This window comes from Streptomyces sp. AC627_RSS907 (genome assembly GCF_019049165.1).
The window spans coordinates 2488-16407 of sequence record NZ_JAGMUE010000280.1 but is presented as its reverse complement, the minus strand read 5'-3'; the positions used below and the strand labels follow the sequence as shown (position 1 = coordinate 16407).

Genomic DNA, 13920 nt, shown 5'->3' with positions numbered 1-13920 from the left:
CCCGGGCCGGGGCCGCCGTCCACCGATCGATGGACACCTGTCGGCCGGCGGGCCGTCGCGGGCGGGAACCGCACCGGGCGACGCTGAAACGGTGACAGATGCGGTGCAGGCACGCGGACTACGCAAGAACTACCACGGGACTCCCGCCGTCGACGGCGTGGACCTGGACATCGCCGACGGTGAGATATTCGCGCTGCTCGGCCCCAACGGAGCGGGCAAGACCACCACGGTCGAGATCCTCGAAGGCTTCCGCAAACGGGACGGCGGCGACGTCCGGGTGCTCGGGGAGGACCCGCAGCGGGCGCCCCGCCGCTGGCGCTACGGCATCGGCCTGGTCCTGCAGAACGCCTCGGACATGGCCGACATGACCGTCGCGGAGACGGTGCGGCACTTCGCCGGGTACTACCCCGACCCGCGCCCCGTCGAGGAGGTGCTCGACCTGGTCGGCCTGACCGAGAAGGCCGGCCGCAAGGTCCGGACCCTCTCCGGCGGCCAGCGCCGGCGCGTGGACGTCGCGATCGGCGTCGTGGGACGCCCCCGGCTGCTGTTCCTGGACGAGCCCACCACCGGATTCGACCCGGAGGCACGCCGGCAGTTCTGGGCGCTGATCCGGCGGCTGTCCGAGCAGGACGCCACCACCATCCTGCTGACCACCCACTACCTGGACGAGGCCGAGGCGCTGGCCCACCGGGTCGGTGTCATCGCCGCAGGACGCATCGTCGCCGTCGACACACCCGCCGAACTCGGCGGCCGGGCCTCCGCCGAGGCCACCGTCCGCTGGACCGAGGACGGTGCGCCCCGGCACCTGCGCACCGACCGCCCCACCGAGTCCGTACGGGAACTGGCCGCCCGGTTCGACGGCGAGGTCCCCGGCCTCACCGTCACCCGGCCCTCCCTGGAAGACGTCTACCTCGACCTGATCGGCAACCCGTGATGACCACCACCGCTCCCACCGAACGCCCGGCACCGGCCCCGCACACCGTCCGTGAGCCGTCCGTGTGGCGGCTGTGCCTGGCCCGCGGCGGCGTGGAACTGCGCCAGTTCTTCCGCGAACGCACCGCCGTGATCTTCACCTTCGCCCTGCCCGTCGTCCTGCTGATCCTCCTCGGCTCCATCTTCGACAAACAGCTCAGCGCCACCGGCATCCCCTCCAGCCAACTGCTGGCCGCGGGCATGATCGCCGGTGGCATCGGCTCCACCTGCTTCGTCAACCTCGCCGTCAGCATCACCAGCGACCGCGAGGACGGCACCCTCAAACGGCTGCGCGGCGTCCCCATGCCCCCCGTCGCCTACTTCATCGGCAAGATCATCCTGGTGCTGGTGACGGCCGTCGCCGAGGTCGTCGTCGTCCTCGCCGTCGCCGTGCTCTTCTACGACCTGCCGCTGCCCACCGGCGCCGGCCGCTGGGCGACGTTCGCCTGGGTGTTCCTGCTCGGCGTCACCGGGTGCGCGCTGCTGGGCACCGCGATGAGCAGCGTCCCCCGCTCGGTGCGCGGTGCGGCACCCATTGTCAACCTCCCGTTCCTCGTCCTGCAGTTCGTCTCGGGTATCTTCATCGTGCCGGTCACCACGCTGCCGACCGTGTTGCAGCACGTCGGCGCGGTGTTCCCGCTGAAATGGATGGCGCAGGGCTTCCGCTCGGTGTTCCTCCCCGACGCGGCGGCCGGCACCGAACCGGCCGGTTCCTGGGAGCACGGCCGTGTCGCGCTCGTCCTGGCGGCCTGGTGCCTCGGAGGTCTGATCCTGTGCCTGACGACGTTCCGCTGGCAGGGAAGGAAGGACGGTTGAGCCGCGCCCCCGACGAATGGCTGCGCTGGCAGCCGCTCTGGGACGCCTACTTCGTCCTGGTCGGCGCGGCCGGCCTGGGCGCCGTCCTGCTGGCCGGCGGCGCCGCCCCCGCCCGGCGGACCGGCGCCGCCGCACTGCTGCTGCTCCTGGTCGCCGCCCACCTCGCACTCGGCCGCCGCCTCATCCGCTCCGGCCGGGGCACCCCGCGCGCCCTGCTCTACCAGCTCGGTGTGGTGCTGGTGTTCGGCGGCGCGGTCGTGCTGGCGGCCGGCAGCGCGTTCATGCTGTTCGCGCTGTGCGCCCCGGCGTTCATGACCGTCGGCCCGGTGGCCGGCGCGGTGGCCGTGCTCGCCATGAACCTGGTGTGGCTCGGCCGGGTCGCGGCCGGCGACCTGATCCCCGGCTCCGGCTGGCCGCTGGGCGTCGCCGGGGCGACGGTCGCCGCGCTCTCCGTCGTACTGGGTGTCTGGGCCAGCCAGATCATCCGTCAGAGCACCGAACGGGCCGCCCTCATCCGGGAACTGGAGAGCACCCGCGCCGAACTCGGCCGCCTCTCCTACGAGGCCGGACGCGCCACCGAACGCGAAGAGGTCGCCGACGTCGTCCACGACACCCTCGCCCAGGGACTGTCCAGCACCGTCATGCTGCTCCAGGCCACGGGCGCGGCACTGGACACCGACCCCGCCCGCGCCCGCCACTACCTCCGGCTCGCCGAGTCCACCACCCGCGACAACCTGGCCGACGCCCGCGCCCTGATCACCGCACGCCCCCTGCCCCAGGCCACCTCCGCGTCCCTGGTCGAAGGTCTCCGCCGCGAACTGGACCGGCTCCGCGACCTGCACGGCATCGACGCCACCCTCACCGTCGACGGCGCCCCCGACCCCACCGACACCGCCCTCAACGTCGACCTGCTGCGCCACGCCCAGGAAGCGCTGAGCAACGTCCGCAAACACGCGGGCGCCCACCACGTCGACGTACTCCTCGCCACCGACGACGACGGCGTACGGCTCGAAGTACGCGACGACGGCCTCGGCTTCACCACCGACACCACCTCCTCCGGCCACGGCCTGCCGCTGATGCGACGCCGGGTCCGCCAGGCAGGCGGCACCCTGCGGGTCGAGTCCGCACCCGGCCGGGGCACGCACGTACGGATCAAGGTGCCCGCATGACCATCGACGTACTGCTGGTCGACGACCACCCGGTGGTCCGGGCCGGCATCCGCGCCATGCTCCACGACCAGCCGGGACTGACCATCGTCGGCGAGGCCGTGTCCGCCGCCGCCGCGCTCACCACCGCCCGCGACCTCAGGCCCGACGTCGTCCTGATGGACCTGCGGCTGCCCGACGGCGACGGCGTCGGCGCCACCGCCGCGATCCTCGCCGAACTGCCCGCGACCCGCGTGGTGATCCTGACGACCTACGAGACCGACGGTGACATCCTGCGCGCCGTCGAGGCCGGCGCCGTCGGCTACCTGCTGAAGGACACCTCACCCACCGACCTCGCCCGGTCCGTCCGCGCCGCCGCCCGCGGTGAGACGGTGCTGTCGCCCACCGTCGCCGCGAAACTCCTGCACCAGGTACGCCGGCCCCGCCCCGAGACCCTGTCCCGCCGAGAGATCGACGTCCTGCGACTGGTGGCCGAGGGACTCACCAACGCCGCCATCGGACGCGCCCTGTTCATCACCGAGGCCACCGTGAAGACGTACGTGGTGCGCATCTTCACCAAACTGGGCGTGTCCGACCGCACCGCCGCCGTGATGGCGGCGGTACAGGCCGGACTGCTGTGAACCCCTCGGCGGCGGCCGGTTCACGGCCGGACGGGCATGCCCACAACCCGCCGCCCGCACCCTCCTGACCTGCCCGGCACACCGGATACGTCAGGAGGGCAGGTCGATCGGCGCGATGGCGGAGAAGACGTCCCCCGGCCCGGGGTTGCCGGCGGGTGTCCGTCCCCCGAGGTGGCGCAGCACACCCCACACCGCGTTCAGGGCCGTGGTCACCGCCCCCTCGGCGAAACCACCGGTCCACGACACGTCGTCCCCGGCGAGGAACACCCCCCGCTGGTGCGCGGGCAGCGTGTCCTGCACGAAGTGGGTGAACAGCCGCCGCTGGTACCGGTAGTGGCCGGGCAGGTTGTTCTTGAAGGCCCCCATGAACCACGGTTCGGTCTCCCAGGACACGGCGACCGGCTCCGCGACGATCCGGCCCCGGACGTCCACGTCCGGATAGATCCGCCGCAGATGCCGCAGCATCACCTCCAGCCGCTCGTCGGGAGGGAGCGCGGCGGCCTTCATCGAGTCGTCGTTCCAGGTGTACGACAGACACATCACACCCGGCTCGTGCGGACCGTCGTCGAACAGGTACACCCCTCTCGGCATCCGGTCGGTGAGCGTCATGCCCATCACCGGCCGACCGGTGCGCTCGTCCATGTCCCGCCAGAACGGCCGGTCGACCAGCGCGAACAGCTTCGAGGAACCCATGTAGTGGGTGCGTTCCACCGCCGTCCACAGCTCGGCCGGGAGCAGGTCCTCATCGGTGTCGATCCGGGAGAGCAGCAACCGCACCTGCGGCGTCAGCACCGCCGCCGCGAACTCCTCCGCCCCGTCGGCGGTCACCACCCGGATGCCCCCGCCGGTCCGGCGGACCGCCCTGACCGCGGGCCGCGGCCCCTGCGGATGCAGCGACGCCAGCGACGTCCCCCCAGGCCAGTGCGCCGACCGCCGCGGCACGTGCTCCCACAGCCGCAGCGGCAGCTGCTGCGCGCCGCCGGTCAGTGTCAGATGCCGCTCGTCGGCCCCGGTGTAGACGACCCGCAGGATCTCCAGCATCGAATTGGGGAAGTCGGTGTCCCAGCCACCGGAGCCGAACCCGACCTGACCGAAGATCTCTCGGTGCCGGAACGAGGCGAACGCGGGCGACGACGCCAGGAAACCGTAGAAGGACTGGTCGTCCAGGAGCGGCACCAGCCGGTTCCACAGCGCCTTGACCGTCGCCGTGTCCCGGCGGCGGATCGCCGCGTCCATCGCGGACAGGTCGGCGCCCTCCTCCAGCACCTTGTACCAGGCGTCGTACACCTCCTGGTACACCGACGGCAGGTCCTCGGGCAGCCGGGCGAAGTGCCGCTCGCCACCCACGTCGACGACGGTGTGCGGGGTGGTCGGGGCCATCGGGTTCGGGAACGGCCGCGTCCCCAGCCCCACCAGGTCGACGTAGTGGAACAGGGCGGTGGCCGACGGCGGGAACCGCATCGCCCCCAGCTCGGCGACCGCACCGGGATGCCCGGGAAAACCCACCGTCCGCATCCGGCCGCCGAGCTGCTCCGCCTCGTACACCACCGGCCGCAGACCCAGCCGCATCAGCTCGTACGCCGCGACCAGCCCCGAGATCCCGCCGCCGACCACGGCGACCCGCGTACCGAGCACCCCGGCCGGAACCGATCCCAGCCCCTCCGCGTGCCGCACCCAACGGTCGTACGGGAACGGGAAGTCGGGCCCGAACATCGTCACCGGCGGCGCGGACAGGTCCTCCGCGAGCGCGGTCATCCGGCGCCCCCGCACACGCTGTCGCACGTACCGCCGTACGACCCGGGCCGCCGGTCGCGCAGATACGGCGTGTTCTCGCGGCAGGCGGCAAGCGCCGCCCGGTCGAGGTGTGTCCTGCGGTGCCGTGCCGCCACCGCCCCCCGAGCGTCGACGTGACGCACACGGTTGTGGACGTCTTCACCGGTCAGCTCGGGCCGGCCGTACGCGAGGGCCACACCCGTGCGCGCGCCGATCGCCCGCACACCCCCGGTCAGGCCACCGGCGTCCGGTTCCGCGAGGCCGGCGGTGCGGACCGCGCCCAGCTGATACCCGGTCGCCGGCGTCTCCGGTGCGACCAGCAGCGCCGCACCACCCTCCGCTGCCCGCTCCGCGGTGCGCGCCGGCCGGCCCGGAAATCCGTCGAGGCCCGCGCCGCCACCGGCCCACGCCGGCTGCCGGCAGGCGACACGGACGACTCCGGAAGGCGTCGTCGCTCCGGGGTCTCTCGCCGGGGAATGATCCGTTCCTGAGGAATTCATCGGCCGTTCGTCCCGTGATTCGAGGGCGTGTTGACGTGAACGGAGAAGAGCTATCGGTGCCCGTCGCAGCCGGCAACCCCTAGCCGACTCGGATGGCACCGGTGCCACCAGGGGTGTGTTGCCCGCCGATCGCGACGGCCTCTACAGTGGCGACGTGCCCCGCCGTGAACCGCGTCTACGGCCCCCACGTCATCGGCTCGAACGCCGCGCGCTGGGCTGGTGGACCGCCCAGGCCGCCGTCGTCGTCCTCCCCCCGATCCTGGTACTGGCGCTGCTCACCGCGCTGATCCCACCGGCCCGCACCTGGCTCGGGCTGAGCCTCGCCGTCGTCGCCGCGGCCGGAGCGGCCTACCTGCTGGTGATGCCGGTCTGGCGGTACCGCGTCCACCGCTGGGAAGCCACCGACGACGCCGTCTACGCGGTCTCCGGCTGGTTCTGGCAGCGGGCGCGGATCGCACCACTGGCCCGGCTGCAGACCGTCGACACCGCCAGCGGCCCCCTCCAGCGCATGTTCCGGCTGACCGGACTGGTCGTGACCACCGCGTCGGCGGCCGGACCGATCCGCATCCAGGGCCTGGACCGCGACGTGGCGGCCGAACTCGCCGACGCCCTGGCCACCCGCGCCCAGGCCCTGCCCGGAGACGGCCAGTGACCGACGCGACGGCGGCCCACTGGCAGCGGTTGCACCCGCGCATGCTCGCCATCTGCCTCACCTGGCTGGTCCCGCCGCTGTGCTCGACCCTTCTGACGCTGCTGATCACCGGCGGCACCCCCGACCTGGCCGCCGTGATCACCCTCGGCTCCATCGGCGTGACCTTCCTCGTCGTCTCCGGCGTCTTCGCCCTCCGCCTGCTGACCACCTCGTTCCGCGTCACCGACGACCGGGTCGAGCTGCGCACCGGCGCCCTCCTGCGCCGCCACCGCGCGGTGCCCCGCGACCGCGTCCGCAGCGTCGACATCACCGCCGGCCCCCTGCACCGGGCCCTGGGACTGCGCACCGTCCGCGTCAGCGCCGGCGCCCACGTCTTCGCCGACACCCGGGAACTCTCCCTCGACGGCGTGTCCCGCGACGCCGCCGAGCGCCTGCGCCACCACCTGGCGCCGGACGGCACCGCGGCCGACACCACCCTGGCCGTGCTGCGCCCGCGCTGGCTGTGGTATGCGCCGCTCACCGTCTGGGGCCTGGCCTGGGTCGGCTTCGCCGCCGGCGGGTTCGCCCGGCTCCTCGACTCCCTGCGCGTCAACCCGGCCGACGTCGGCTTTCTCCGCGCCGCCTGGTCCGCCCTGACCGCCCTCCCTCTGTGGGCCGCGATCACCCTGCCCGTCCTCGTCGTCATCCTGCTCGGCGCGCTCACCTCCCTGGTGACGTTCGTCGAGACCTGGTGGGACTACCGGCTCGAACAGGTCGACGACGGCGCACTGCGGCTGCGCCGCGGCATGTTCAACACCCGCTCGCTCTGGCTGGAACGCCGCCGGCTGCGCGGAATCCAGATCGCCGAACCCCAGCCCCTGCGCCTGGCCCGGGGCGCCCGCCTCAACGCCATCGCCACCGGACTGGGCAAGGCCGACGACCGGTCCACCTCCACGAAGAGCGCCCTGCTCCCGCCCGCCTCATGGCGGGAGACGGAACGGGTGGCCGCCGCAGTCCTCGGCGAGGCCCCGGGATTCCTGACCGGCCTCCGCCTGTCCCGGCCGCCCCGGGCCGCCCTGCGCCGCCGGATCACCTGGGCCCTCGCGGCGGTCGTCCTCGCCGAGACACCCCTGCTCGTCCTCGGCGCGCTCCTCACCGACGTACTGCTGCACATCGCCTGGACCTCGGCCCTCGTCCTGGTCCCCGCCGCACTCGCCGCGGCCGTCGACGCCTACCGCAACCTCGGCAGCGGCCTGCACGGCCGCTACCTGGTCACCCGCTACGGCACCTACGCCCGGCGCACCGTCCTGCTCGACCGGTCGGGCATCCTCGCCTACAGCGTCAACCAGTCGGCTTTCCAGCGCCGCGCCGGACTGGCCACCGTCGTCGTGATGGTCGCCGCCGGACGGGGCGGCTACAAGATCCGCGACGTGGCCCTCGCCGACGCCCTCGCCCTCGCCCACGAGGCGACCCCCGGAATGCTGGACGCCTTCCTGGAACCGGCGCCCGCACAGGGCCCCGACGCCCCCGCGGAAGCCCGCGTCCCCCGGAGAACGGACCGTGGGCGCAGCCCCGACCCCGCGTGACGAACACCCGGGAACGGCCCCGCGCCCTGCCCACCCGGGAACGGCCCTGCGTCCGGTACACCCGGGAACGGCCCCGCGTCCGGAACACCCGGGACGCGATCGCCTCCCCGCCCCCGCGCCGCACCCCTCCCAATAGGGGTGCGCTAGGAGCTGTGGTGAAGGAACCCGCTGGTTAGCCTCGCCGGACGGTGTGGGCTATCCACGGTTCTACTCGCCGAAGGTGGGCGCTAGATGATGAATTCGTCCGGGGAGTTCGGAGCATCTGTGCCGAGCGGTGACGGATCGGCAGGAACCGAAGCGGCGACGCGGGCCGCGCAGGACGCCGGAACGGAGCTGCGGCGCCGCCTGGCCGGCCTGCCGGCAGCGGACGCACAGCAGTCGCTCACCGACCTGGTGACCGAACTGGCCGCCGCCGCGCTGCGCCGCCCCGCCGGCGAACCGGTCACGGCCGACGGCACGTTCTTCGAGAACGGCTTCGACTCGCTGACCGCGGTCGAACTGCACAGCAGGCTGACCGCCGCGACCGGCCTCGCACTCCCCGTGACGCTGGCCTTCGACCATCCCACGCCGGCCGCGCTCGCCCGCCACCTCCACGCCGAACTCCTCGGCCTCACCCCGGAACCGGCCGACGCCGGCCCGGCCACCGGTGACACCGACGAGCCCATCGCCATCGTCGGCATGGCCTGCCGCTTCCCCGGCGGCGTCCACTCCGCCGAGGCGCTGTGGCAACTCGTCGAGACCGGCACCGACGCCATCGGCGCGTTCCCCACCGACCGCGGCTGGGACCTCGACGCCCTCCACTCCACCGACCCCGACGCACCGGGCACCAGCTACACCCGCCACGGCGGCTTCCTCTACGACGCCGCCGAGTTCGACGCCGACTTCTTCGGCGTCAACCCGCGCGAAGCCCTCGCCATGGACGCCCAGCAGCGCCTCGTCCTGGAAACCTCCTGGGAAGCACTGGAACGCGCCGGCATCCCTCCCCACACCCTCCGCGACCAGCGCGTCGGCGTCTTCGTCGGCGCCGAGACCCAGGAGTACGGGCCCCGCCTCCAGGACGCCACCGACTCCCTGGAGGGCTACCTCGTCACCGGCAACGCCGCGAGCGTCGCCTCCGGCCGGGTCTCCTACACCCTCGGCCTCCAGGGCCCCGCCCTCACTGTCGACACGGCCTGCTCCTCCTCCCTGGTCGCCCTCCACCTCGCCGCGCAGGCGCTGCGCCAGGGCGAGTGCACGATGGCCCTGGCCGGCGGCGTCGCCGTGATGGCCAGCCCCGCCTCCTTCGTCGCCTTCTCCCGGCAGCGCGGCCTCGCCGCCGACGGCCGCTGCAAGCCGTTCGCGGCGGCGGCCGACGGCACCGCGTGGGCCGAGGGCGTCGGCATGCTGCTGGTCGAACGGCTCTCCACCGCCCAGGCCGCCGGCCACCGCGTCCTCGCCGTCATCCGCGGCTCCGCCGTCAACCAGGACGGCGCCTCCAACGGTCTCACCGCCCCCAACGGCCCCTCCCAGCAACGCGTCATCCGCCAGGCCCTCGCCAACGCCCGCCTGGACACGGCGGACGTCGACGCCGTCGAGGCCCACGGCACCGGCACCACCCTCGGCGACCCCATCGAGGCCCAGGCCCTCCTGGCCACCTACGGCCAGAACCGCACCGGCGCCCCTCTCTGGATCGGCTCCCTCAAGTCCAACATCGGACACGCCCAGGCCGCGGCCGGGGTCGGCGGCGTCATCAAGATGGTCCAGGCACTGCGGCACGGCCGCCTGCCCCGGACCCTCCACGTGGACGAGCCGACCCCGCACGTCGACTGGACCGCGGGTGCCGTACGGCTGCTCACCGAGACGCAGCCCTGGCCCGAGACCGACCGGCCCCGCCGCGCGGCCGTCTCCTCGTTCGGCATGAGCGGCACCAACGCCCACCTGATCCTCGAAGCACCGCCGACCGCCGAACAGCCCCCCGGCCCCCGCACCGCGGCCACCGGTGTCATCGCACTGCCCCTGTCCGCCCGTACCCCCGAAGCCCTCGCCGGACAGGCCGCGAACCTCCTCACCCGCCTCGACGGACCCGACACCGACCTCGCCGACCTGGCCCTCTCCCTCGCCACGACCCGCACCCACTTCCCCCACCGGGCCGTCGCCCTCGGCACCGACCGCGAGCAGATCACACGGGCCCTCACCGCCCTCGCCACCGGCACCCCCTCCGCACACGCCGTCACCGCGACCGGGCCGTCGCCCCGGGGCCGCACCGCCTTCCTCTTCACCGGCCAGGGCTCCCAACGCCTCGCCATGGGCCGCGTACTGTACGCCGCCCAGCCGGCCTTCGCCGCCGCCTTCGACGAGGCCGCCTGGTACCTCGACCGCCAACTCGAACGCCCCCTGGCCGACGCCCTCACCGACGAGGAACTCCTCGGCCGTACCGAGTACGCGCAGCCCGCCGTCTTCGCCGTGGAGGTCGCCTCCCTCGCCCTCCTCCGCCACTGGGGCGTCACCCCCGACGTCCTGGTCGGCCACTCCATCGGCGAGATCGCCGCCGCCCACGCCGCCGGGGTCCTCTCCCTCGCCGACGCCGCCGCCCTGGTCGCCACCCGCGGCCGGCTGATGCAGGAACTGCCCCCCGGCGGCGCGATGCTCGCCGTCCAGGCCACCGAGTCCGACGTCCGCGACACCTTCCCCCACCTCGACATCGCCGCCGTCAACGGGCCGAACGCCGTCGTCGTCTCGGGTCCCGACAGCGCCGTCACCCAGGCCGCGGCGGAGGCGACCGAACGAGGCTGGAAGACCACCCGGCTGCGCACCAGCCACGCCTTCCACTCCCGGCTCATGGAACCGGTGCTCGCCGAGTTCCGCCGCCTGCTGCGCTTCCTCACCTTCCGCGAGCCGAAACTGGCCGTCGTCTCCACGGTCACCGGCCGCCCTGTCGAGCCCGGCCAGTGGACCGACCCCGCGTACTGGGCCGACCACATCCTCCGCCCCGTCCGGTTCGCCGACGCGCTCGACGCGCTGGACGGCGTCACCACGTACGTGGAACTCGGACCGGACGCGACCCTCACCGCCCTCGCGCGCCAGGCGGCCCCCGAAGCGGTCTGCGTACCGCTCCTGCGCCGCGACCACGACGAAGCCACCACCGCCGTCACGGCCCTGGCCACCCTGCACGCCCACGGCACACCGGTGAACTGGTCCGCCCTCTACCCCGACGCCCGCGTCGTGGACCTCCCCACCTACGCCTTCCAGCGGCAGCGTTACTGGCTGGAGAGCACCCCCGCACGCCCCGGCACGTCCGCCGACGCCGCCGACACCCACTTCTGGGACGCGGTCGACCGCGCCGACCTCCCCGCGCTCGCCGCGGAACTCGGCGTCGACACCGGGGCCGTCGCCGACGTACTCCCGGCCCTGGCCTCCTGGCGGGCCCGTGGCCGGGAGCGGTCCCTGATCGACGGCTGGCGCTACCGCGTCACCTGGCACCCGGCGACCGAACCGACCCCTGCCACACTCTCCGGCACCTGGGCCTGGATCGGGGACGACCGCCACGGCCTGGCCGCGGCACTGTCCGCTCTGGGCGCGACCGTCGTCCCGCTGACCGACGCGACGACGCTTCCCACGGACCTCACCGGCGTACTCGCCTCCCCGGCCTCCGTCTCCCAGGCCCTGGAGCTGGTCCAAGCCTTGATCGATGTCGAGTGCACTGCCCCGTTGTGGTTGGTGACGTGTGCGGCGGTGTCGACGGGTCGGGCGGATGGTCCGGTGGATGTGGGTCAGGCTGCGTTGTGGGGTTTCGGGCGGGTGGTGGGTCTGGAGCATCCGGGGTTGTGGGGTGGTCTGCTGGATCTGCCGGTGGTGGTGGATGCTCGGGTGGCGGCTCGGGTGGGTGTGGTGCTTGCGGGTGGTCTGGGGGTGGAGGACCAGGTCGCGGTGCGTGGTGGTGGGGTGTTGGTGCGGCGTCTGGAGCGGGTGTCGTCTGGGGGTGTGTCGTCGGGGGGTGTGGGTGCTGGGTGGCGTCCTCGGGGGACGGTGTTGGTGACTGGTGGTACGGGTGGTCTGGGTGCGGAGGTTGCGCGGTGGGCTGCGGCTGAGGGTGCCGGGCGTGTGGTGTTGGTGTCGCGGCGTGGTCTGGGTGCGGAGGGTGCTGCGGGGCTGTTGGAGGAGTTGCCCTGTGCGGAGGTGCATGCGTGTGATCTGGCTGACCGGTCTGCGGTTGAGGCTCTGCTGACGGTTGTCGGCCGGGTTGATGCGGTCGTGCATGCGGCGGGTGTGGGTGAGGATGCTTCGCTGGTGGAGGCGGATGAGCCGCATGTGAGGCGTGTGCTGTCCGGGAAGGTGGACGGGGCGTTGCATCTGGACGCTCTGGTCGGTGATGTGGACGCGTTTGTGGTGTTCTCGTCGGTCTCGGGGGTGTGGGGCAGTGGCGGGCAGGCGGTGTACGGGGCGGCGAATGCGGCTCTGGACGGGCTGATCGCCCGTCGGCGCGCGGCCGGCCTGCCCGGCACGGCCATCGCCTGGGGACCCTGGGCGCGGATCGGCATGGCCGCCGACCAGGGCGAGACCGAGCTGCTGCGGCGCCAGGGCCTCGTGCCGATGGACCCGCGGCGGGCGGTGGCCGCGCTGGCCGACGCGGTGGGTCGCGACGAGGGCGCGCTGACGATCGCCGACGTCCGCTGGGACGACTTCCTGGCGCTCTTCGCTGCCACGCGTCCGCGTCCGCTCTTCGACGAACTCCCCGAGGCCGGGACGCCCGCCGTCGCCGAGACGGTGTTCTCCACGTTCGGCCAGCGGCTGGCCGGCCTGCCCGCCGGGGAACGGGAGCGGTTCGTCAGCGATGTCGTGCGGTCGCAGGTGGCGGTGGTGCTGGGGCATGTGTCGGGTGAGGCGGTGGCGCCGGGGCGTGCGTTCAGGGAGCTGGGTTTTGATTCGCTGACGGCGGTGGAGTTGCGGAACCGGTTGCAGGGTGCGACTGGTCTGGTGCTTCCGGCGACGTTGGCGTTCGACTATCCGAGTGTGGAGCGGCTGGCGGCGTTCCTGCTGGGTGAGTTGAGTGGTTCGGTGGAGGCGGTGGGTGCGGTGCCGGCCGCCGTCGGTGGTGGTGGTGACGATCCGGTTGTGATCGTGGGGATGGGGTGCCGGTTCCCGGGGGGTGCGGATACGCCGGAGGCGTTGTGGGGGCTGGTCGCTTCGGGTGGGGATGCGGTTGGTGGGTTCCCGGTGGACCGGGGCTGGGATCTGGAGTCGTTGTACCATCCGGATCCGGATCATGCGGGGACGTCGTATGTCCGTGAGGGCGGGTTCCTGTATGACGCCGGTGAGTTTGATGCGGGGTTGTTCGGGATCTCGCCGCGTGAGGCGTTGGCGATGGATCCGCAGCAGCGGTTGCTGCTGGAGACGTCGTGGGAGGCGTTCGAGCGCGCCGGGATAGACCCGCTGTCGCTGCGCGGTGAGCAGATCGGCGTATTCGCAGGCTCCAACGGCCAGGACTACGCCTCCCAGCGGCAGGACATCCCCACCGACCTGGAGGGATACCTCGGTACCGGCACGTCCGGCAGTGTCGTCTCCGGGCGCATCTCCTACACCTTCGGGTTCGAAGGGCCGGCGGTGACGGTGGACACGGCGTGTTCGTCGTCGCTGGTCGCGCTGCACCTGGCGGTGCAGGCCCTGCGGTCCGGTGAGTGCTCCATGGCTCTGGCCGGTGGCGTCACCGTCATGTCCACCCCGGACGCGTTCATCGACTTCTCCCGGCAGCGGGGGCTTGCTGCGGACGGTCGGTGCAAGCCGTTCGCCGCGGCGGCGGACGGGACGGCCTGGGGCGAGGGCGCGGGGATGCTACTGGTGGAGCGGCTCTCGTCGGCGCGTGCCGCGGGCCGTCGCGTG

8 protein-coding genes and 1 pseudogene are annotated in these 13920 nt (G+C 73.2%); 7 read left to right on the top strand and 2 right to left on the bottom strand.

The features are described 5' to 3' along the window. The first annotated feature begins 91 nt into the window (after positions 1-91). The 4 genes from KUM32_RS33320 to KUM32_RS33305 are packed head-to-tail and all read left to right on the top strand — an operon-like array spanning position 92 to position 3574. On the top strand, positions 92-934 hold the full coding sequence (locus KUM32_RS33320; RefSeq protein ID WP_217145654.1) for an ABC transporter ATP-binding protein: 843 nt from the start codon (positions 92-94) through the stop codon (positions 932-934). Next, positions 934-1788, top strand: coding sequence for an ABC transporter permease (locus KUM32_RS33315; protein ID WP_217145653.1), 855 nt, complete (start codon positions 934-936; stop codon positions 1786-1788). Before KUM32_RS33320 ends, KUM32_RS33315 begins: the two co-directional genes overlap by 1 nt. After that, complete coding sequence (locus tag KUM32_RS33310; RefSeq protein ID WP_217145652.1) at positions 1785-2957, top strand: sensor histidine kinase; 1173 nt, start codon at positions 1785-1787, stop codon at positions 2955-2957. The genes KUM32_RS33315 and KUM32_RS33310 overlap by 4 nt, the downstream gene beginning before the upstream one ends. Further along, positions 2954-3574: a response regulator transcription factor gene (locus tag KUM32_RS33305; RefSeq protein ID WP_217145651.1), complete on the top strand. Its 621-nt coding sequence runs from the start codon at positions 2954-2956 to the stop codon at positions 3572-3574. The genes KUM32_RS33310 and KUM32_RS33305 overlap by 4 nt, the downstream gene beginning before the upstream one ends. Positions 3575-3664: 90 nt before the next feature. On the opposite strand, the gene KUM32_RS33300 is transcribed toward KUM32_RS33305, so the two are convergent. Together KUM32_RS33300 and KUM32_RS33295 are read right to left on the bottom strand one after the other, a co-directional pair. Further along, positions 3665-5329, bottom strand: a complete 1665-nt coding sequence (locus KUM32_RS33300; protein ID WP_254406494.1) for an NAD(P)/FAD-dependent oxidoreductase — start codon at positions 5327-5329, stop codon at positions 3665-3667. Continuing rightward, the gene (locus KUM32_RS33295; RefSeq protein WP_217145650.1) at positions 5326-5847 is read right to left on the bottom strand and encodes a nitrilase-related carbon-nitrogen hydrolase; all 522 of its coding nucleotides are present in this window, start codon (positions 5845-5847) and stop codon (positions 5326-5328) included. Before KUM32_RS33295 ends, KUM32_RS33300 begins: the two co-directional genes overlap by 4 nt. A 154-nt stretch (positions 5848-6001) precedes the next feature. Between KUM32_RS33295 and KUM32_RS33290 the strand changes: the two genes are divergently transcribed. The 3 genes and pseudogenes from KUM32_RS33290 to KUM32_RS33280 all read left to right on the top strand — a co-directional run. Further along, the gene (locus KUM32_RS33290; RefSeq protein ID WP_217145649.1) at positions 6002-6499 is read left to right on the top strand and encodes a PH domain-containing protein; all 498 of its coding nucleotides are present in this window, start codon (positions 6002-6004) and stop codon (positions 6497-6499) included. Next, the gene (locus tag KUM32_RS33285; RefSeq protein ID WP_217145648.1) at positions 6496-8064 is read left to right on the top strand and encodes a PH domain-containing protein; all 1569 of its coding nucleotides are present in this window, start codon (positions 6496-6498) and stop codon (positions 8062-8064) included. Before KUM32_RS33290 ends, KUM32_RS33285 begins: the two co-directional genes overlap by 4 nt. A gap of 270 nt (positions 8065-8334) precedes the next feature. Further along, positions 8335-13920: pseudogene (locus KUM32_RS33280) on the top strand (SDR family NAD(P)-dependent oxidoreductase); the annotation flags it as partial.